Origin of the sequence: Marmoricola sp. Leaf446, from assembly GCF_001424755.1 — a bacterium.
In the GTDB taxonomy this organism is placed as follows: Bacteria; Actinomycetota; Actinomycetes; order Propionibacteriales; family Nocardioidaceae; genus Marmoricola.
Map to the genome: position 1 here is coordinate 87,164 of NZ_LMRF01000001.1, position 20,898 is coordinate 108,061.

Consider the following 20,898-nt stretch of genomic DNA (forward strand, 5'->3'; position numbering starts at 1 on the left):
TTGCGCTAACCCGAGTCACCTGACACGAAACCGGAAATGCCCGCGGTGTCGGCCTGAGTTCGCGCTATCGGTCAAGCCCCTCCAGATATCGCCTGACCTCTTCGTCGTTGCGCCGACCTTCTTCGCGATAGCTCTCCGCCATGTCTCGCAGCACCGAGGCTGTCCGCGGGTGGGCAGCTTGCACAGCGTTAGCCCACCATTCGTACTTGGTAGCCAGGTCGTACTCCTGCTTCCCACCTTCCGTCAGGCCACGAGATGTGATGCCCCTCTTGTTGAAGAGGCCGACGCTGAAGCCGCGTTCCAGCCGGTTGCTGCCAGCTGCTTCCAGAGCGTTGCGGACCGGGAGTGTCGGGAAGGTTCCATCTGGATCCTCTGGAGCATGCGCGAGAACCTCTCCGATCTGGAGTTCGCCGATGTCCCGTCGATCAACATCGGAGAGAAGGCGGCTCGCCTCGGCGAGCCATTCATTGAGGGCGTCCCCGTCGACGGTGCCATCTTCCCGAGTTCCGGGAACGACTTTCCACTCGCGTAGGAGTCGATACGCGTTTGATGCGAGGGCCGGATTGTCGTTCCGTGGTTCAGCATCCTCGTCCTCGTTAGCACGCCGGAAGACAAGCTCCACTACGTCGACAAACGTCTTAGGACTGCGAGCGAGCAGCGATTCCAGCGCCAGCGTGCGTGACTCGTCATGGAGGAGGGGAAGGTATCTCCACTCCAGGAGGGCGATCGTTTCCTCATCGATGCCCTGTTCCTTGAGGTACTCCAGCAACCTCGTGATGTTGTAATCCGATACACGAGCGGCTTCAGGGTCTTCCCTCGTTCCGAACGCCTCCAGAGCTTCGATGACTACATCGGTCTCCACGCCAGACTGCCGCGCTGCATACATGCTCAGCGCGTGCAGGGCCATCGCTGCTCGGCCATGCCCAACCAGCTGACGCGCGACATCGTTGACGAGCGGGAAGTCGGGTCCCCGCCCGTAGGGCACGAACTCCGACCAGTAGGCCGAATCGACCTCCGCCCCATACTCATCCAGCAGTCGCCAGGCTGCCTCGACGTCAGGGCTCAACTGGAGCAGTCGGGCCTGAAGCAAGGGGCGCCCTGGGAACCGCGCCACCCACTCTCGAATGCCGTCATGGTCACCCGCTAGACGTGCCCGCGCGTACCCCTCCGCGAACTGAACCTGTGAGCGATCTGAGCTGTCGAGAAGAGCGAGCGCGGCCTCATCGTTACGGCTACTTACGCGAGAGATTGAGGACCCAACTGCCCAAGGGAGCTCCACGGTGCGCGCTAGAGCAACAGTCGCGTCCCAACCCTCTCCCTCGAAGACTTCTCGGATCGCGATCTGACGAGCCGTATCGAGCGCGGTGTCGTATCCCTCCAAATCGTCTGTAGGAGCAACTCCGATGCTCGGGTGCCACTCGTCGAATAGCCATCTGTGTACGTCGCTGGGCCGATTGGGCCTCACTCGACCGCGGACGTCAGAGAGCGCAGTCAACGTCTCTTCGTTCATGGACCATTCGGCGTCTTCATGATCTCTATGCCTCCGCACAAGGCGATCGATCGCCTCCCATAGCGCCAATCGATCGTGGGAGTTGAGGTTCGCTGGATCGAGCCTTCCGAGGGCGTCCAAAGCCTGGTGGCGCGACTCAGCAGGCATGCGGCCAAGCTTCGGCAGGACCGAAACCCATCGGTCCGGCTTCTCACTCGCGAGCTTCAGCACCCGATCAGCCGCCGCCGTGACCATCTCGTTGAATTCCACGCGCGTGACGCTCGGCTCGCTCGGGCCACCCCAATCACGGAACTGAGGATGATGGGCCTGACTGGCGAACCCCGATGGCTCGGGGATCAGTTCGAGCAGCAGTCTCCAGGCGACTTCAACGTGGCGTCGAATTAGAGCGTCGAGTGTTTGTATGCGAGTCTGCAGCGGTGCCGAGGTCTGGGGATGCCAGGGCTTGAAGATTGCCTCGAGGCTGGCAGACGGACGGTTGCTGAGTCGGCCTCCAGGGTCAAGTTCTGCGAGCTGAGCAAGCACCTCGGCGGCGTAGCCCATGTGCTGCTCGGACCACGCGAGTCCCTCCAGCGCCCACAGAAACCCGGTGTGCGGACTGCCCGCATTCCAGTCGGCATCAACGTCCTGGAAGAGTTTCCTCGCGAGCGGTTCGGTGCCGCTGGCGCTCTGGGACAACGCACGCAGGAATGCATCCGGCGCAGCCTCAGCCAGTAATGGCACTACATCTTCCATGGACGTCCACAGTTGGGCCGACCGGTCTTGGGTCGCGCGCTCGAACAGATTCCAAGCGACTCGCTCAGCCCATTGGCGGGCACTCCGTCCCGCAGTCAGCCACAGGTCATCCCCGCGAGCACCCATGAGCGCGAGAGAGCGCCCGAGTCCCTTTCGCAGATCACTGGAGTGAATGCGGCTCTTGCCGTGGATATCCGCGAGCCAGCGGTCCTTGGCCGGAAGTTCTAGCCGGGGATCCACGGCGCCCAGAACCGTTTGGATCGCATGTTCAAGAGCGGTCAGGTCGCGGTCAGAGATGACCTGTCGAGCTACTCGCCACGAGTCCTCGGGCGCAGCAACTGCCCAGGTCGAGCCAACCTTCGTAAAAAGAGGATCAGGCTGCCGAATCGCTGCCGCTAGTCGTTCTTCGAGCTCCTCCCCGCCAATTGCGGTGAGCGCGTCCATGACCTCGGCGTCGCCGCTACGCGTCTGGCTCCAGGCTCCCGCAAGCCAAGCCCGGCGAATTGGCCGGTCAATGAGGTTCGCGCGCCACGCCTCCGGGTCACGTGACTGAGTGGACACTCTGCGCAAAGCGACAAGACTCTTGTTCCCGGCCCTCATGTACCGATCTAGGTCGACTTCCGGTACCCCAGCCGCCTTGAGGGCGGAGCGAAGCGCGAGATGGTCCAGCGGCGGAAGATCGACGTCAGCGTCTCCGTCACTATCGGTAGTCACGAAGACCACATGGTGGTTGTCGATCAGATGGGCGTCTCGCTGTAGATGCTCCTCATACGGCAGGAGAATGAGCAGGCTCGACGTGCGCTCCAGCCGCCTGAGCGTGACACCGTCGTGGACGAGGAGAGACTTCGCCAACATGGGCTCGGAATCATTCGCCCCCATCATCATCATCGAGCAAGCCGCGAAGGCGAGCCCGTCATCGATGCTCGCTGCGCGTATGAAGGTCCGGCCGACCTCATCGGCGAGGCGGCGAGTAAGTGCGGCTGCTTGGTCCTCTCGCCCTGCCAGCACGACTGAACTCGTCAACGATGGCCGGAAGCCCCGGGAGAACCGGTCCCACCAGTCCTCGATCGAGGTCGCACCAAACGGGTCCATGCCGAGCAGCTCGGACAACCAGATCTGGACTGCTGGGGAGACCTCCAAGGCCTGCTCGATGTCGTCCGCGTCGAGGACGCGGACGTCGCGCCATATCCTCTCGTCGCGTCGTCGCTGCTCCCAGTCTTTCTTCTTCTCCCAGCGCCTCGGGGTGACGAAGACGAACGTCGTGGTCGCTCTGTCGACTCCGTTCGGCTTGTCCGTCCGGGTCCGGTAGTCACGCTGGGCCTTCTTCTCGGGATCGCCCCCGACGCCCATCTCCCACACGCTGAACCCGTCGGGCACAAACGGCGTCGACCGAGTCGTTTCCACGAAGCCGTCGTAACCCGTCAGCCCGACCCCGTCGCCGCCACGCATCTCGACGCGTTGGACCTGGTCGTTCTCGGCTCGCACGAGCCTGCGCACAACGATCGGAAGGTCGGCCTGCGCGGACCGCGTATCGGCCCAGCGTTCAAGCTCACTGGCACCCGCCAAGTGGGGCAGGCCACCGCTCAGCGTCATGCGTTCCGTCCCCTCGTCATGTCTAGTCGACCCTAATCCGTCGATCGGAAGCTCCTAGTGGGTGCTGATCTCCAAGGGGAGTCGGGCGCCTGCTCCGCGGCCCGCGAACGGCCGCGTCATTCTGGGCGGGGTGACACGGGTCCAGCAGGGGAGTGGACAAGCCCGGCCGGCTCGTCCCCGCGGACACAACGGCGACGACCCACCGGCGGGGGCCGGTGGGTCGTCGGTTGGTCGGCCGTCAGCTGGCGTACTCCCTGTCGGTGACGTGGTCGAGCCAGGTGACGACCTCGCCCTGCTCGTCGGCTTCCTGGATGGCGACGTGGGCCATGAACCGGTCGGGGGTGGCGCCGTGCCAGTGCTCCTCGCCGGGCTCGATGTAGACCACGTCGCCGGGGCGGATCTCCTGGACACCGCCGTCGCGGGTGGCGACGAGGCCGATGCCGTCGGTGACGTAGAGGGTCTGACCTCGGGGGTGGGTGTGCCACGCGGTGCGGGCGCCGGGGGTGAATCGGACGTGGGCGCAGCCGACGGCCGACTGGTCGTCGGCGTTGCGGATGCCGTCGATGAGGACGGTGCCGGTGAACCAGTCGTCCGGGCCGGGGGCGGACTGGCCGCCGCTCTCGGTGAACTTCATGGGTGGTGCTCCTCTCAGCGTTCGCTGATCTTGATGAGTGCCTTGATGGCCCGGCGCTCGTCCATGGCGGCGTAGGCGTCGGCGATGTGGTCGAGGTCGGTGACGAGGTCGAAGACCCTGCCGGGGTGGATCTCGCCGTCGAGGACGGCCCGCATGAGCTGGGGCTGGTAGTAGCGGGCGGGGGCCGGGCCTCCGCGCATGCCGATGTTGCGGAAGAAGGTGGCCTCGCCGTCGATGGTGACGTCGTGCGGCACTCCGACGCGGCCGACGATGGCGCCGGCGGCGGCGATCGCGAAGCAGGTCTCGGTGGAGTCCTTGGTCCCGACGCACTCGAGGACGGCGTCGGCGCCGTTGCCGTCGGTGAGGTCCTTCAGTGCGGCCACGGCCTCGTCCCCGCGGACGGTGATGATCTCGTCGGCGCCCCACTCGCGGGCCAGTGCGTGGCGGTCCTCGTGGGTGCTGCCGAGGACGATGACGCGGGCGGCTCCGAGGAGCTTGGCCGACAGGACCCCGGACAGGCCCACGGCGCCGTCTCCGACGACGGCGACGGTCATGCCCTCGGTCACGCCGGCGCTGACTGCGGCGTGGTAGCCGGTGCTCATGACGTCGGTCAGGGCGAGCAGGTCGGCCATCACGTCGTCGGAGAGGTCGTCGCCGGGGACCTTGACCAGGGTGCCGGCGGCCTGGGGGACGCGGACGTACTCCGCCTGACCGCCGTCGTCCTGCCCGCCCTGGCCGAAGAAGCCGCCGTGGTCGCAGGCGGTGTGGAAACCGGCCTGGCAGTTGCGGCAGGTGCCGTCGCTCCAGGAGAACGGGGCGATGACGAAGTCACCGACCGCCAGGTCCTGGACGGCGTCACCGACCTCGTCGACGACGCCGATGAACTCGTGACCGATGGTGCCGTGTGCGAGGTCGGAGATCCCGCGGTACCACCACAGGTCGGACCCGCAGACGCAGGCCAGGACAACGCGCACCACGGCGTCGGTCGGGTCCTGCACGGTCGGCTTGGGGCGGTCCTCGAGGTCGATCTTGCCGGGGCCGTTGAAGATTGCTGCTCGCATCGTGGTTCCTCCTGAGTGGATGGGTGGCTCGTGTTCGGCGATGTGCCAAGGCGGGGTGGGGTGGTGTGTCAGCGTCCTTCGACCTGCACCCGGACGGTGCCGTCCATGTCCGCGATGCGCTCGGCGGCGTCGCCCTGCAGCCGGCCGAGCACGACGATGCCCTCGTAGTAGGACTGGTCGCCGTAGTAGAGGACGAGGTCGTTGCCCGGCGCGTAGTAGCCGACGTCACCGACGTCCGGGTCGGCCCCGGAGGGCTGGCCGTCCAGGGACAGGCGCGAGGGGAGGCGGCCGGTCTTCTCGACACCGCCGTGGTCGCTCATCTCCAGCGTCACCGGCAGCTGTGCGAGCAGGTCGCGGTTGGCGGCGCTGTCGCGCAGGTCGGCGGTGAACTGCTGGTCGCCGATCGTGATCTCGAGCTGCATCTGGTCCTCCTGACCATCGGTGGGTGGGGTGGGGCTGGACGACGTGGTCTGTGTCGGGGTCGGGTCCGTCGAGCTCGACCCGGTCGAGGAAGAGCCGGTGGAAGCGGGTGGCGACCCGTCAGCACCGCAGGCGCTGAGCACCAGGGCGACCAGCGGGATCGTCACCGACGCGCGTGAGGCGGGCCGGAAGGACATGGGTTTCACGGTGCTCCCTCGGAGTGACGCGGAGGCAGGGGGCGGGATGCCGAGCGGAGTGCGGCGGCGGAGACGAGGACCATCACGAGGACCGTCAGCGCCATGGGGACGGCGGTCGCGGCGCCCCCCGCCCCTGCGACGGGAGCGACCAGGCCCGCCGTGGACCACTGCACGAAACCGAGCAGCGCCGAGCCGGTGCCGGGGTCGTCGGGGACGGCCTCCGAGGCGAGGGCTCCGGCGTTGGGGCCGATCAGGCCCTGGGCGGTCATGAGCACGAAGAAGCCCGGCACAGCGGCCCACAGGGGCATGTCGAACCACACAGCGCCGACGAGAAGGAGCAGCCCGGCCGCCCCGGTGGCAGCCAGACCGACGGCGACGACGAGCGCCGTGCGCACCCGACCGGCGAGCCGGGCCGAGAGCAGCGTCGCGCCGACGAGGCCGACGGCGTTGGCGGCGAAGACGAGGGAGTACTGGACGGGCGTGAGCCCGTTCATGGACTGCAGCACGAAGGCCGAGGCGGCGACGTAGGCGAAGATCACGCCCATCGACAGCGACATCACGACCAGGTGTGTGGTGAAGTGCCGGGTCCGCAGGACGCGAGCCCCTGCGTCGCGGAGGTGGTGGAGACCGCCACTGCTGCGGTGCTCGTTCGGGAGGGTCTCCGGCAGCACGAAGCGGACCACGACGATCATGACCGCGCTCCAGGCCACCAGCAGCCAGAAGGACATGCGCCAGCCCGAGTGCTCGAGCAGGGCGGCGCCGAGCAGCGGCCCGAGGACGGGGGCGACGCCTGCGACGCCTTGCACGAGGTTCAGCGAGCGCACCAGCGTGGGTCCGGAGGCGATGTCGACCACGACCGAGCGGGCGATCACCATGGCCCAGCCGCCGGCGAAGCCCTGCACGAAACGGGCGGTCGTCAGCACGGCCATGGTCGGACTCACCGCGCACCCGAGCGAGGCCACCACCATCAGCGCGAGGGCGGTGAACAGGGGGCGGCGGCGTCCCAGCTGGTCGGACAGCGGACCGCCCAGCAGCTGCCCGAGGGCCATGCCCACGAAGTACGTCGTCAATGTGAGCTGGAGGGAGGTCGCCGTGGTCCCCAGGTCCTGCAGCACCAGCGGGAAGGCGGGGACGTACATGTCGGTGGCGAGCGGGGCGATCATGGTGAGCGCCGTGACGCTGACCAGGACGCCGACAGGCACGTGTGCCGGACGGTCGCCGGGCGTCGCCGCCCGGGGGCGACCGTCCCCGCGGACGGGAGGGGTCGGGGAGGTTTCGGGTCGGGGCGTGGTTCTCGTGGTCATCTCGTCGTCCACTACACCCGCTCCGGCGCTCGGGTGGGAGTCCCGCTCATGAGGTGTACTGACAGGGCACCCTTCGCCCCTCGGCAGGGATCCGCGCCGCGACCTACTCTCGTCCGGTGGACAACCGTCATGAGGTTCGAGAGTTCCTGACGTCCCGGCGTGCTCGCCTGACGCCCGGGGACGTCGGTCTGCCCGACATCGGCACCCGTCGGGTCGCGGGGCTGCGGCGCAGCGAGGTCGCGACCATTGCCGGACTGAGCGTCGAGTACTACGCCCGGCTCGAGCGCGGTCACATCGCAGGCGCCTCGACGCCCGTGCTCGACGCGCTGGCCCGGGCGCTCCGGCTGGACGACACCGAGCGCGCGCACCTGTTCGACCTGGCGCGAGCCGCCGACGGCATCCCCACCTCGGGACGACCCCGTCGACGCAGCACCTCCCGGGCGACCGCCAGGCCCAGCCTGGCGTGGGCCCTGGACGCCATCACCGAGGGCGTCGCCTTCATCCGCGATCCGCAGCAGAACCTGCTGGCGACCAATGCCCTGGGCCGGGCCTTCTACTCACCCGTGATCGGTGACGGGGGTCGTACGCCGAACCTGGCCCGGTTCCAGTTCCTGGACCCTGCCTCCCGCGACTTCTACCCGGACTGGGAGAAGTTCGCGGAGATGTGCGTGGGCATCATGCGGGCCGAGGCCGGTCGTGACCCGCACGACCGGGGCCTGCAGGAGCTCGTCGGCGAGCTGTCGACGCAGAGCGAGACGTTCCGTCGGCTGTGGGCCGACCACAACGTGCGCAACCACGGGGCGGGCACGAAGCGTTTCCACCACCCCGTCGTGGGCGAGCTCACCCTGGCGTACGAGGAGTTCGCCGTCACCGCCGAGCCCGGCCACATCGCCCTGATCTACACCGCCGAGCCGGGATCGCCCTCGGCTGAGCGCCTGCGTCTCCTTGCCTCCTGGGCAGCAGAGCTGCCCCAGGTGGAAGTTCACGGCCAGGACGCCACCTGAACACGCACGTAAACCTCTGACATTTTACAAACTGTCTAGCGTGTGCTGTGATCGCGCCGCACCCCGATCGCACGAGTGGCAGAGGCAGGCACCCATGGACTTCGACAAGTACGAGCGACTCAGCTTCGAGCGACGCGACAACGGCGTCCTGCTCGTGACCATCGACCGCCCCGAGAAGTACAACGCCGCGGACAGGGTCATGCTCAAGGAGTTCGTGACCGTCTGGCCCGACATCTCCGACGACCCCGAGACCCGGGTGGCCGTCGTGACCGGTGCGGGCAAGGCCTTCTGTGCCGGCGGAGACCTCCAGGAGGAGCTCGAGAAGGTGGGGGACTACTCCAGCGTCGTCACGTCCCTCGAGGAGGCCCGCAAGCTGGTCGAGAACATGGTGAACTGCGACAAGCCCATCATCTCGGCCATCAACGGGCCAGCCGCCGGAGCAGGACTGGTCGTCGCCCTCATGGCCGACATCAGCATCATCGGTGAGGACATCGAGTTCACCGACGGTCACATCAACATCGGTCTGGTGGCGGGTGACCACGCAGCGCTGATCTGGCCGCTGCTGTGCGGCATGGCCAAGGCGAAGTACTACCTGCTCACCGCCGATCGGATGACCGGGAAGACCGCCGACGAGATCGGTCTGGTCAGCAAGGCCGTGCCGCGGGAGGCCGTCCTGGACGAGGCGCTGAGCGTGGCCAACCGGCTGGCGACGGGGCCGCAGCAGGCCATCAAGTGGACCCGGCGCTCGCTCAACAGCTGGCTGCGGATGGCCATGCCCGCCTTCGAGGCGAGCCTGGCCATGGAGATGATCACGCTGTTCTCCCCGGACGTCCGCGAGGGTATCTCCTCCTTCCTCGAGCGGCGCGACGCGGCCTTCGAGTAGCGAAGCGACGCCGGTCCCACGACCGCCCTCGCTGACAGGAACCCGATGTCGCCACCGTCTCCCCGCACCGACCGCACGCCACGCGCCGCCGACCCTGCGGACGCGGCCGCCGCCGTCGGCGCCTCGGCCCCCGGGAACCGCTTTCCCCTGGCGGCCCTGCTGGTGATGGCCCTGATGGGGTTCCTCCTCATCGCCACGGAGACCATGCCCGCGGGGCTGCTCCCGCAGATCGCGGCCGGCATGAGCGTCGGCGAGGGAACCGTGGGTCAGTTCGTCAGCGTCTTCGCCCTGGGCACCGTCGTCGCGGCGATCCCCCTGGTCGCCCTGACCCGGGGGATGCGGCGCAGGCCCGTCTTCGTCGCGGGCATCCTCGCCGTCCTGCTGGCCAACGCCGTCACGGCTGTCTCCGACCACCTCGCGCTCTCGCTGGTGGCCCGCTTCGTCGGCGGGGCCGCTGCCGGCCTGGTCTGGGGCGTCACGGCCGGCTACGCGCGTCGTATCAGCGCCCCCGCCCACGCCGGCAGGGCGCTGGCGATCGCCTCGCTCGGGGTCCCGTTGGGTCTGGCCGTCGGTACGCCGTTCGGTTCATGGCTCGGGACGACCCTGGACTGGCGGTGGTCCTTCGTGACCCTGGCGGCCCTGACCCTCGTCGCCGCGGTGCTCGCCCTCACCGTCGTCCCCGACGCACCCGGTCAGGCTCCGGAGTCACGGGCCTCCGTGACCGAGATCCTGCGAACCCCGGGAGTCGGGGTCATCCTCGCCGTGATCGTGGCCTGGATGCTCGCGCACAACATCGTCTACACCTACATCTCGACCTACCTCGCCGACGGGGACCTACGCCTCTCCGTCGACGTCGCACTGGTCGTCTTCGGCGTCGCCGCGCTGGCAGGCGTCGGCATCACCGGCGCCGTCATCGACCACACCCTGCGGCCGCTCGTGCTCACCAGCATCGCGATGTTCGTCGTCGCCGGCGCCGTCCTGGTGGTCGGTCACCAGTCGGTGGTGGCTGTGCTTGTCGCCATCGTCGTCTGGGGGCTCTCTTTCGGTGGCGCGGCGACCCAGCTGCTCACCGCGATCAGCATCGCTGCCGGCGAGAACGCCGACGTCGCGAACTCGATGCTCGGCGTGGCTTTCAACCTCGCCATCTTCGCCGCCGGGGTGATCGGCGCGATCGTCATCGGGCACCTCGACGGCGTCGCCCTCCCCGTCGTCATGGTCGGACTCGCGTCCACCGCGCTCGCGCTGGCCGTCGCGGGGCGACGTGCGGCCTTCCCGACGAGGCCCTGAGCTCCACCGCGGCGGGCAGGGGTGGTCTGCCAGTACACCTCACGACAGGGACTCCCTCGCCTGCCGCGAGTCGAGTTGGCTGGTGCCGACCCGCACCAGCTCTCGGAGAGGCCCGACCTCATGCGCCTGCCCACCATCCCCGCACGCCCGGCCCCGACCCGGGTCCGTGCAGTCGTGCTCGCGATCGCCTCCCTGGTCACGGCCGCCCTGCTCACGGGGGCGGTCGCCGGACCCGCCCAGGCGCACCACGGGTTCGACGACTACGACACCGATCGGCTCTACTACGTCTCCGGCACGGTCTCCGAGGTGCGCTGGGGCGACCCCCACTCCTACTTCACCCTGACGGTCGACGGCGACCTTCCCGCTGACACGCCCGACCTAGAGCTGCCCGAGCAGCTGCAGGCTCCGGAGGACAGCGACCCGGTCGAGGCGGCTCCGTCGTACCCGGGCTCACGCGACGAGCTCGCGGTCACGATCGCCCCGCCGACGTACACCGGGATGTGGGGTCTGGACCGGCCGCTCGAGGACGACGAGCGGGTCGAGGCGGTCGGTTACATCGGCAGGAGCCACGACGAGGAGTTCCGGCCCGTCGTCTTCTGGTACGACGAGGGCCAGCCGGTCAACCAGGTCCTCGGAAGCGAGCTGCCTGCCCGTCCGCTGCCGGTTCCGTACGCCGATGACGCATCCTCCGAGGGGGCCGCTTTCCCTGCCTCGGACACGAACCCGGCGGTCGTGTGGGGCGCGACGGGGTTGGTGCTGCTGGTCGCCGTCGTCGGCGGGGTCGCCTACGTGCGATCCCGCGCCAACCGGGTGTGAGGGCGGGCGGGGTGAACGAGCTCCTGTCCTGGTTGGAGGACGGCTGGCTGGCCGAGGCGGTGCGCGGGACGCCGTACATGTATCCGATGCTGGAGAGCATCCACATCATCGGCATCGCGCTCCTCATCGGGCCGGCCGCGGCCTTCGACCTCCGACTCCTCGGCGTGGCCCGTCAGTGGCTGCCGGTCACCGCGGCGGCGAACTACCTGCTCCCGCTGTCCCGCGTGGGGTTCGTCGTCGCGGCCGTCACCGGGGTCCTGCTGTTCATGCCCGGAGCGAGCCTCATCGTCGACCGGGGCAGTGCGCCGTGGAAGCTCGGTCTCATCCTGGTCGGCGGGCTGAACATCGTGGTCTTCCACCGGCGCACCTACCGCAGCGTCGCGCAGTGGGACACCGACCGGCCTTCGCCACACTCGGCCCGTGTCGCCGCCGTCGTGTCACTCCTGAGCTGGTCCGGGGTCACCGTCGCAGGCAGGCTCCTGGCCTACACCTGATCAGGCCGGGACGCTCGCCCTGGCCAGCACGCGCACCGCGCCCGCGGCCTCGTCGGCAACGAGCTCCTCCTCGGTGGCGAAGCCGCGCATGTCGGTCGGGAACCGACCCCCGAAACCGCCGGGCGGTCGGTAGGCGTAGCCGTGGACGACGGCGGTGAAGCTGCGCAGCAGCGGGTTGGCCGCCATCACGCCGCCCGTGACGGTGACGGCGGGCCACAGCAGCTGGTCGAACAACCCCCGGGTCACGTCACGGCGCTCGGCGTCGTGGAAGTCGGACAGCTCGTTGGCCAGGACCAGCTCGAAGGCGGCCCCGTGGGCCAGGGCGTAGCGGACGTACGCCGCCGCGAGGGCGGCCAGCGTCTCCACCGCGTGCCCGACCTCGTCGGCGGGAGCGGCAGGCACCGCCTCGGCCGCCGCGCGCATCTGCGCGGACAGGCGGCGGCCTGACACCGTGGCTGCCGCGGACAGCAGCTCGATCCGGCTGGCGAAGTGCCGGTAGGGGGCGGCCGTGCTCACGCCGATGCGTCGGGCGACCTCGGCGACGGACAGGCCGGCGACGCCCTTCTCGGCGATCAGCTGCAGCGCCCCGGTCACCAGGGCCTCACGCAGGTCGCCGTGGTGGTAGGTCGTACGTCGCGCCACGTGCTCTCGCTCCTCTTGTGCCCCGACGCTCGGTGTGCGTGGGTGGGCCAGCCTCGCACTTGACTCAATGTTACAGGGCTCTTACATTGGTGTCGAGAAGCCACCAGCCATTCGAGGAGTCATCCGCATGTCGTCGCCCGTCCCCACCTACGACCTCAACAACGGAGTGCAGATGCCTGCACTCGGCTTCGGTGTCTTCCAGGCCGATCCCGACCAGACGCTCGCCGCGGTGGGCGCGGCGCTGGACGTCGGCTACCGGCACGTCGACACCGCCGCCGGCTACGGCAACGAGCGCCAGGTCGGCGAGGCCGTCCGCCGCTCGGGCCTGGACCGCTCCGAGGTGTTCCTCGAGACCAAGGTGTGGGTCAGCGACTACGGCTTCGAGGAGACCCTGCACGCGTTCGACAAGAGCGCCGGCAAGCTGGGCGTCGAGCAGATCGACCTGCTGATCCTCCACCAGCCGGCTCCCCGGGAGTTCGACCGCACGCTCGAGGCCTACCGGGCGCTCGAGCGGCTGCTCGCCGACGGCCGGGTCCGCGCCATCGGCGTCAGCAACTTCATGCCCGACCACCTCGCCCGGCTGCTCGAGGAGCGGACGGTCGTGCCCGCGGTCAACCAGGTCGAGGTGCACCCTTACTTCCAGCAGCCCGACGTGCTCGCGGCCAACGCGGCGCACGGGGTCCTGACCCAGGCGTGGTCGCCCATCGGCGGCATCACGTTCTACCCCGGGTTCGGCGACCAGCACCGCAGCACCCTGTCCGACCCTGTCATCGCCGACATCGCCCGCGAGCACGACAAGACCCCCGCCCAGGTGATGCTGCGCTGGCACCTCCAGCACGGACGCCAGGTCATCCCCAAGTCGGTCACCCCGTCCCGCATCGCGGAGAACCTCGACGTCGTCGACTTCACCCTCACCGACGCGCAGATCCAGGCCATCGACGCACTGGACACCGGCGTGCGCGGCGGCCCGGAACCGGCCGAGATCACCAGCCAGAGCTTCGGCGGCGTCACCATCCCCGAGGCCTGAACCCACCCGAGCACCACCGCACGAGAGGAACCACCATGTCGACCCCGACCACACTGACGATCCCCACCGTCACCCTGAACAACGGCATCGAGATGTCGACCCTCGGGTTCGGCGTCTACGCCGTGTCTCCCGAGGAGACCGAGCGCGTCGTCAGCGACGCCCTCGCCGCCGGCTATCGCCACCTCGACACCGCCGCGGCCTACGAGAACGAGGCCGCCGTCGGTCGCGCCATCGCTGCCAGCGGGATCCCCCGCGACGAGCTGTTCGTCACCACCAAGCTGTGGATCTCCGACGCCGGTGAGGAGCCCGCGCGACGCGCGTTCGGCCGGTCGCTCGAGCGGCTCGGACTGGACCGCCTCGACCTCTACCTGATCCACCAGCCGTACGGCGACTACTACGGCTCGTGGCGTGCGATGGAGAAGCTGTACGCCGAGGGCGCGACCCGTGCCATCGGGGTCTCGAACTTCCACCCCGACCGGCTCGTCGACCTCGACGACCAGAACGAGATCACCCCCGCGGTCGACCAGGTCGAGACCCACCCGTTCTTCCAGCGCACCCTCGACCACCAGGTCATGGCCGAGCGCGGCGTGCAGCACGAGTCCTGGGGGCCCCTCGGCCAGGGTCGCAGCGACCTGTTCACCGACCCCGTGCTGACCGAGATCGCCGCCTCGCACGAGAAGACCGTCGCGCAGGTCGTCCTGCGCTGGCTGCTCCAGCGCGACATCGTCGTGATCCCCAAGTCGGCCCGTCCCGAGCGCATGCGCGAGAACCTCGACGTCCTCGACTTCGCGCTGACCGACGACGAGATGGCCCGCATCACCACGCTGGACACCGGCGCCAGCACGGCGTTCGACCACCGTGACCCCGCCGGTGTCGCCTTCCTGGGCAACGTCCGCTTCGACACCTGAGAGGCGCCGGCTCAGTCGGTCAGGTCGGGGCCGGGAGGTCCAGGACCCGCGAGTGGCGCAACCGCCAGACGAGGTACGCCGTGCCGAGGCGGGTCCGTCCGAACCCGTCGAACGGGTCCCACCCGAGCGTCTCGGTGATCGAGTCGACGCGCGACTGCATGGTGGAGTGGTGGACCCCCGCTGTCCGGGCGGCCTGACGCACCGAGGACGAGCGCAGGACGGCCTCGAGGGTGGCACGGCCCCACGGGTGCCCGGCCACGTCCTCGAGCAGGTCGGCGTCGGGCTGGTGGGCGTCGGGCGCGGCGTCGGCCAGCAGCCCGACCAGGCCCCCGTAGTCGTCGGCCCGCACGCTCGGGGTGGTCGGCGGGTCGGCCAGCTGGAGCGCGACGACGGCGGTGCGGAACGAGTGGTTCAGGTGGGCGACGTCGGTGGCGACGCCCAGGCCGGCGGGCGAGGCGTCGAGGTGACCGAACTCCTCCGGCACGACCAGAGCGTGGAGCGGTCCGTGCCGGGTCGCGACGACGTCCTCAGGACCCGAGGGATGGGTGCCCCAGACCGCGAACAGAGGCGCGGCGGCCACCCGGTAGCGGCGGTGCGGGTCCAGCCCGATGGCGGTCGCGGCGACGCAGCGCTCTTCCTCGCCCACGTCGGCGTCGACCAGCAGGCCGAGCTCGCGCCGGTGGTCGAGGTCGCGGTGACCCAGCCCCTGGCGGATCCGGACCGCGAGGGCGAGCCGCTCGAGGATGATCGCGTCGTTGGCCAGTGGTTCGCCGTCGCGCTCGAGCCACACGCACAGTCCTGGGGCCGGCTCGAAGGCGGTGGCCCCGTCCGGGTGGGCGAGGGGCGAGTCCCGTCCCGGTGTCCCCGGAGCGGCCGGGAGCACCCGGCCGCGCGGGTCGACGCGGACCTGGCGCGCCGGACGGTCCTGGTGGAAGCCGGCGGGGCACCCGGCCAGCGACGCGGCCGCGGCGAGGAGGGCGCGCGTGTTCACGCGCCCCACCACCAGCTCGTCGAAGCACGCGATCACGCGCAGGCCGAGGCTCGCGCTCGGGTCGAGGCGCGCGATCCGTCCCAGCAGCTCCTGCATCCCGGGTCCTCAGTCGCCCAGGACCTTGGCGACCCAGGCGTCCCGGGCCGCGATCATGCTCTGCCCCACGACGGTGTGCGGCGCGAAGATGTCGCAGGCGTGGAAGGCGCCCGACCAGACGTGCAGCTCGGCATCGCCCCCGGCGCGCCACAGGGCGTCGGCGTAGGCGATCGCCTCGTCGCGGAAGATCTCCGCAGCGCCCACGTCGACGAAGGCCGGCGGCAGCCCGGTGAGGTCGCTCGCCCGCGCAGGTGCGGCGTACGGCGAGACGTCGGATCCGCCGCGGGCGTCCCCGAGCAGGGCGTCCCACCCGGTCTCGTTGCTGATCCGGTCCCAGACGCCGACGCCGTCGAACTGGCCGGTCGACGGGGTGGTGCCACGGTCGTCCAGCATGGGGTAGTCGAGGACCTGCCCGCACAGCGGCGGGCCGCCTCGGTCACGGGCCGCCAGCGCCAGCCCTGCGGCCAGACCACCGCCGGCGCTCGCGCCGGCCACGAGGAGCCGGTCGGCGCGGAGGCCGAGCTCGTCGGCGTGGTCGGCGGTCCACGTCAAGGCGGCGTACATGTCCTCGCGCGGGTAGGGGTCGGGGTGCTCGGGGGCCAGCCGGTACTCCACGGTCACCATCACCACGCCCAGCTGGTCGACCCAGTCCAGGACGAGGTCGAGGCCGCTGAAGCGGTCGCCGAACATCAGGCCCCCGGAGTGCGCGTAGAGCACGCCGGGACGGGGGCCGACGGCCGTCCTCGACCGGAGCACGGAGACCTCGATCGGGTCGCCGAGGTGGCCCGGGACCACGACGTCCTGGCGCTCGATGCCTCGCTGCTCGAGCAGCTCGTCGATCGGCTGCGACGCGTACGACGTGCGCATGAACGGGATCAGGTCAGGGGTGATCGTGGGCGGGAACATGCCCCCGACGACGGCCAGTCCCGCCTTGAGCTCGGCGTCGAACTCGGGTCGCAGCACGCCGGTCATGGCACGCCGTCCTCCCGTCCGTCGGACCTCCGCAGCGGATGCCGCGGGGTGGCTCACGCTAGCCGCGAAACGGGTCCGCGACGAGGCCTCGGAGCCTGAGTGGCGGGCAAGCGGCCTCCTACCCGCCATGTGGCGGGCGTCACAGCCTCGACTGCGTCGCACTGTCGGTTCCGCAGGCGCCTCGGGAAGGTCAGGGTGGGCTGACCGCGAGGTGGCAGCGGCGCCACCCGCCTGGCAGCTGGAGGAACCATGACCCGGACCATCGACGGAACGAGGATCGACGAGGTGCTGCAGGCGGCGGTCGCACGCGGGGCGGTGCCCCACGTGGCCGCCATCGCGGCCGACGCCGACGGCGTCTTCTACGAGGGAGGTGCCGGGGTGCGCGTCGCAGGGGAGAGCGACGACCCCGTCGGCACCTCGACCCAGTTCCGGATCATGTCGATGACCAAGATGGTGTGCACCACGACAGCGCTGCAGGCCGTGGAGCGGGGCGACCTCGACCTCGACGCCCCGGTCGAGGAGTACTGCCCCGAGTTCGCCCAGGTGCAGGTCCTCGACGGGTGGGACGGCGACCAGCCCCGGCTCCGGGCGCCCGCGACCAGGGCGACCGTGCACCAGCTCGTCACGCACACCTCCGGGCTGGGGTACTGGTTCTGGAACGAGGACCTCGTGCGCTTCGAGGCCGCCACCGGGGTTCCCAACGTGGTGCCTGGCTCCGCCGACGCCTTCAAGGCCCCGATGGTGGCCGACCCCGGCACCGCCTTCGTGTACGGGATCAACACCGACTGGCTCGGCAAGGTCGTGGAGGCCGTCAACGGGGGCAAGGGGCTCGACCAGGTGGTGCGCGACGGTGTGACCGGACCGCTCGGCATGGACGACACGATGTTCCGCCTCGACGAGCAGCGACTGGCCAACTGCGTCACGGTGCACGTGCCGGGCGAGGACGGCACGTGGACCTCGGCCGGCGAGATCCTCAACCAGGAGCCCGACTGGTGGGCCGGCGGTCACGGCCTCTACTCCACGCCGCGCGACTACATCCGCTTCGAGCGCGCCCTGCTCCGCGGCGGCGAGCTCGACGGCGTCCGCATCCTGGCCGAGGACACCGTGGAGCGGGCCTTCAGCCACCAGCTGGGCGACCTGTCCTTCCCCGAGGAGATCCCCACCGCCGACCCGCCCATCACCGACACGATGTACGCCGGCCCGGGCTGGACCTGGGGCCACGGGCTGATGATCAACCGCGAGGACGTGCCGGGTGGACGTCGCGCCGGGTCGGGCGCCTGGGCGGGCCTGTTCAACACCCACTTCTTCATCGACCGCACCACCGGCGTCTGCGCCTCGATCTACACCAACTCGCTTCCCTTCATCACCAAGGACGACGCCTGGAAGACCTACCAGGAGTTCGAGCAGGCGCTGTACGCCGCGCTCTGATCGGACCGGGACGTCGTCGGAGGCGGCGAGGTGGTGCCAGTCGCGCCACCTCGTCGCCCTGCGGCCTCGTCGTTCGTGCGGCGGTGGGGCAGCGGGGCCACGTTCGATCACCTGTCGCGGGTCCCAACAAGTCCTATTAATCGCTGTGGTCGTCACCGCCGACGGGGGGGGCTGTCCGCGTCGAAGGGTCAGCCAAGGCTCAACTGATGGGCGCGGACTAGGAGGGACCACCGGAGTGGACAGCGCCCGAAAGGTGTTCCTCCGCCAGTGATCGCGGTAACCAGCGGAACGGGTGTTCAGTCGCCTCGAACTTTGCCTCGATGTCTGCCGTCGAACCGGAGATTCTCGCTGCATCAAGATCGGGTCGGTTGAGTAGCCGGGGGGACGGGGCCCAGAAGGCTGCAGCACCGAAATTCAAGGTGAGGTCACCCACGGTCAGTTCCATGGAGTCCGTCGCGTGCAGGAACCCTCCTGGGAGTTGATCTTTAGGCGTCTGATCTAGTGCGTCGAGGAAGTCGCCCACGGCCTCGCCGCGAACGGTGAGCGTCAGGGTTCCGGGTTGCTCCACCTCCTCGCCGTCCAGTTGGCGTACGGCCGACCGCAGGGCTGATGCGTCCTCGCGGGTGATGCCCGCCGGATAGCGAAGGACTCGCCCGGTGAGCTGTTCCATACGATGCAAGTCCTCCACCACCTGAACGTTGTCGGATGCCCAAGGAAACTGGTGCGTGTCGAATGGCGGACCTTCGACCAGGCCCAACTCCGGCAAGCTGATCCGAAGCCGGCGGCCTGGTGTTGCAGCCGCAAGTGTCCGGATGACTGGTCTGAGCGACGTGACGTCCAGGCCCACCAAGGTGTCGGGAAGGCTCAGGTGGAAACGCGCGTCGTTCACAACCACGGGCTGCGCCTCTTGGTCGGGCTGCTTCGGGTACGGCAATCCGAGGGTGATCGTGATCATCGACATTGCGTCGCCGCCGATAACCGTCACACCACGACGCCCGCTGGTCCTCTCTCTCAAGTAGACGGAGACGTCGGACACGACGCCTGACTCATCGATGACTTGAAAGACGCACCGGATGGGCTGGTCCAGCGCTTCTCGAGTGCTGGCGACTGCGAACTCGCTCTCTCTGGGGTCGTCCGCTGGAAAGAGCCGCCTGGCCTCAGGAGAGGCGTCGATATCGAAACCGGTTACGACTCCCGCGGGTAGCTCGATCTCACCTCCAAAGTCGAGGACGTCGACGAGCTTGTCGCGAAGCTTCCTCTCTGTGGCGTCCTCGCGGTCGAAGGTGAAGGTCGAGCGGATCTTGATGGGGTCGACCTCATGGGCCTCCGGTGTCTTGCCGCGGAGCGTCGATGTGATGGAGCCGTTCATGACCGAGAAGTCGAGAGTCCAGTACGGGGAGACCTCGTCGATCCTGTTGCGAAGAACGTCGAGCCGCTGGGTCAGGTCCACGGCGCCGTTCGAAAGTGCGGCCCGTTCCAGGTTGAGCTCGCTGGCACGCTGGAGTAGTTCGGAGTCCGCGCCCTCGATGTATCTCTGCACGTCAACGTTGCCGACGAGCTGATCGTCGAGCCAGTCTTGTCCCCACCAGTCGAGTTCGACCCCAGGCGCATGTCTGGGGAGCGTCTCCATGAACCACGCTTGCTCGCTGCTCTTACCTCCGGGCCGGATCGGTGTCATGCGCATGGGGATCACGAGAACCCATCGCGTCATGGTGGGCGTAGACGCGTGAGCCTTTGCGAGCGACCGCTGCACCTGACGCCTGCGAGACGCGTCCAGCCGTCCGAAGGACTTGATTTCGAAGACGGTCAGCCCGTCGGTGGTTGCGAGTTGCGCGTCGCGGCCACCGTCACCCCCGGCACCGTCGAGAGATATCAGGCCCGGGTGCAGTCGCTTCAACAGCAACTGAATGCCGCGCTCGAGTCGTTCCGGATCGAGTGACTCCCAACGCATCATGCCCCGATCCTCCTATGGGCCGCCCATCTGCCATGTGCCGAACCGAACGCGCCGGCCCGTCACTTGATGCGTCGAGCCCGCAGGCATGCCTGCACTCCCAACAAACTCCCAATAAAGTCCCAACAAACGTCGCGTAGGCGTGCGTAGCGATACGCATCGACGCGTGCCCAACTGACACGAAACCCCAGGTCAGTGAGCTGGGCAAAGCCGCTGAACAGGGCCGATGGGTGTCATTACTCGTAATGAGAAGGGCGTCGGTTCGAGTCCCGCAGGCGGCTCCGCGGGCTAGCGGACCAGCGTGCCGCTCACGGCGGACCGAGCTGGTCGCGCAGGGCCCGGCAGGCCGCGTCGTACGTCGACACGAGGCCGTGCGTCCCGGGGTCGCAGGCCCACCGGTCGAGGACGACCCGGACCACGGCCGCGGTCGACTCCAAGGAGACCCGGACGGCGAGCGGGTCGAGGTCGAGGCGGTCGACGAGCTGGGACTGCACGCGGGTCAGCCGTTCCTCGTCCTGGGCGATGGCCGCCAGCATGAGTCGGGGTTCGCGTGCCGCCAGGCGCCAGAGCCGCAGTGCCTGCGACCCCGGCCCGCTCCGGCCGTCGTCGAACGCGGCCAGCACGTCGCGCCAGAGCTCCACGAGCTGCGGCACGAGGGGCCGATCGGCCTGCAGGTCGTCGAGCGCCCGGTCGACCTGGGTCTCGACCTCGTGGTCGGCGATGAGCGCGGCGCGCTCCTTGGTGGTCGCGTAGCGGAACACCGTGCGGGCCGAGACTCCGGCGACCCGGGCGATGTCGTCGACCGTGGTGCCGTCGACCCCGCGCTCCTCGAACAGACCCAGGGCGGCCAGCGCGATGTCCCGCTCGGTCCGGTGGCGCCGTCGGTCCAGCAGGGGCTCGATGCTCACGGATCCAGGCTAGCGGGAATGGTGGCAGCGTCTGACGAGT

General features: G+C 69.2%; 18 protein-coding genes. 8 read left to right on the top strand and 10 right to left on the bottom strand.

Annotated features, from left to right (window positions below; translation table 11 throughout):
* Positions 1 to 64: 64 nt before the first annotated feature.
* From ASG49_RS00415 to ASG49_RS00435, 5 genes are all read right to left on the bottom strand, one after another.
* Positions 65 to 3,835, bottom strand: coding sequence for a hypothetical protein (locus tag ASG49_RS00415; RefSeq protein ID WP_056535647.1), 3,771 nt, complete (start codon positions 3,833 to 3,835; stop codon positions 65 to 67).
* Positions 3,836 to 4,073: 238 nt separating this feature from the next.
* On the bottom strand, positions 4,074 to 4,469 hold the full coding sequence (locus ASG49_RS00420; RefSeq protein WP_056535650.1) for a cupin domain-containing protein: 396 nt from the start codon (positions 4,467 to 4,469) through the stop codon (positions 4,074 to 4,076).
* Positions 4,470 to 4,483: 14 nt separating this feature from the next.
* Complete coding sequence (locus ASG49_RS00425; protein WP_056535653.1) at positions 4,484 to 5,530, bottom strand: alcohol dehydrogenase catalytic domain-containing protein; 1,047 nt, start codon at positions 5,528 to 5,530, stop codon at positions 4,484 to 4,486.
* Between the two features lie 68 nt (positions 5,531 to 5,598).
* A complete protein-coding gene (locus ASG49_RS18100) occupies positions 5,599 to 5,952 on the bottom strand; it encodes a cyclophilin-like fold protein (RefSeq protein WP_082533677.1) in 354 nt (117 codons plus the stop codon).
* Positions 5,953 to 6,152: 200 nt separating this feature from the next.
* A complete protein-coding gene (locus ASG49_RS00435) occupies positions 6,153 to 7,349 on the bottom strand; it encodes a multidrug effflux MFS transporter (protein WP_056535659.1) in 1,197 nt (398 codons plus the stop codon).
* Positions 7,350 to 7,567: 218 nt separating this feature from the next.
* Between ASG49_RS00435 and ASG49_RS00440 the strand changes: the two genes are divergently transcribed.
* The 5 genes from ASG49_RS00440 (at position 7,568) to ASG49_RS00460 (ending at position 11,935) form a co-directional block, all read left to right on the top strand.
* Positions 7,568 to 8,455 (top strand): helix-turn-helix transcriptional regulator, encoded by an 888-nt coding sequence (locus ASG49_RS00440; protein ID WP_056535663.1) that lies wholly within the window; start codon positions 7,568 to 7,570, stop codon positions 8,453 to 8,455.
* A gap of 94 nt (positions 8,456 to 8,549) precedes the next feature.
* On the top strand, positions 8,550 to 9,338 hold the full coding sequence (locus ASG49_RS00445) for an enoyl-CoA hydratase/isomerase family protein (protein WP_056535667.1): 789 nt from the start codon (positions 8,550 to 8,552) through the stop codon (positions 9,336 to 9,338).
* 45 nt (positions 9,339 to 9,383) lie between these two features.
* Positions 9,384 to 10,625: an MFS transporter gene (locus ASG49_RS00450; RefSeq protein ID WP_200936167.1), complete on the top strand. Its 1,242-nt coding sequence runs from the start codon at positions 9,384 to 9,386 to the stop codon at positions 10,623 to 10,625.
* A gap of 120 nt (positions 10,626 to 10,745) precedes the next feature.
* Positions 10,746 to 11,441 (top strand): DUF6152 family protein, encoded by a 696-nt coding sequence (locus tag ASG49_RS00455; protein WP_156384133.1) that lies wholly within the window; start codon positions 10,746 to 10,748, stop codon positions 11,439 to 11,441.
* An 11-nt stretch (positions 11,442 to 11,452) separates the two neighbouring features.
* Entirely contained in the window at positions 11,453 to 11,935 is a 483-nt protein-coding gene (locus ASG49_RS00460) for a DUF6644 family protein (RefSeq protein ID WP_056535670.1), read from the top strand.
* On the opposite strand, the gene ASG49_RS00465 is transcribed toward ASG49_RS00460, so the two are convergent.
* Entirely contained in the window at positions 11,936 to 12,577 is a 642-nt protein-coding gene (locus tag ASG49_RS00465) for a TetR/AcrR family transcriptional regulator (RefSeq protein WP_056535673.1), read from the bottom strand. It abuts the gene before it with no gap.
* Between the two features lie 127 nt (positions 12,578 to 12,704).
* On the opposite strand from ASG49_RS00465, the gene ASG49_RS00470 reads away from it, so the two are divergent.
* Positions 12,705 to 13,604, top strand: coding sequence for an aldo/keto reductase (locus tag ASG49_RS00470; protein WP_056535676.1), 900 nt, complete (start codon positions 12,705 to 12,707; stop codon positions 13,602 to 13,604).
* A 35-nt stretch (positions 13,605 to 13,639) separates the two neighbouring features.
* Positions 13,640 to 14,512 carry an aldo/keto reductase gene (locus ASG49_RS00475; protein WP_369814191.1) on the top strand — a complete coding sequence of 291 codons (873 nt, stop codon included), beginning with the start codon at positions 13,640 to 13,642 and terminating at the stop codon, positions 14,510 to 14,512.
* A 19-nt stretch (positions 14,513 to 14,531) separates the two neighbouring features.
* Here the strand turns inward: ASG49_RS00475 and ASG49_RS00480 are convergent, their stop codons facing one another.
* Both ASG49_RS00480 and ASG49_RS00485 read right to left on the bottom strand, forming a co-directional pair.
* On the bottom strand, positions 14,532 to 15,599 hold the full coding sequence (locus ASG49_RS00480) for a helix-turn-helix domain-containing protein (protein ID WP_056535679.1): 1,068 nt from the start codon (positions 15,597 to 15,599) through the stop codon (positions 14,532 to 14,534).
* Between the two features lie 9 nt (positions 15,600 to 15,608).
* On the bottom strand, positions 15,609 to 16,571 hold the full coding sequence (locus ASG49_RS00485) for an alpha/beta hydrolase (RefSeq protein WP_200936168.1): 963 nt from the start codon (positions 16,569 to 16,571) through the stop codon (positions 15,609 to 15,611).
* A gap of 249 nt (positions 16,572 to 16,820) precedes the next feature.
* Here ASG49_RS00485 and ASG49_RS00490 point away from each other — a divergent pair, with 249 nt between their 5' ends.
* Positions 16,821 to 17,999 carry a serine hydrolase gene (locus ASG49_RS00490; RefSeq protein ID WP_056535681.1) on the top strand — a complete coding sequence of 393 codons (1,179 nt, stop codon included), beginning with the start codon at positions 16,821 to 16,823 and terminating at the stop codon, positions 17,997 to 17,999.
* A 217-nt stretch (positions 18,000 to 18,216) separates the two neighbouring features.
* Here the strand turns inward: ASG49_RS00490 and ASG49_RS00495 are convergent, their stop codons facing one another.
* Positions 18,217 to 19,953: a hypothetical protein gene (locus ASG49_RS00495; RefSeq protein ID WP_056535684.1), complete on the bottom strand. Its 1,737-nt coding sequence runs from the start codon at positions 19,951 to 19,953 to the stop codon at positions 18,217 to 18,219.
* A 305-nt stretch (positions 19,954 to 20,258) separates the two neighbouring features.
* Positions 20,259 to 20,858, bottom strand: a complete 600-nt coding sequence (locus ASG49_RS00500) for a TetR/AcrR family transcriptional regulator (RefSeq protein ID WP_056535686.1) — start codon at positions 20,856 to 20,858, stop codon at positions 20,259 to 20,261.
* Between the last annotated feature and the right edge of the window lie 40 nt (positions 20,859 to 20,898).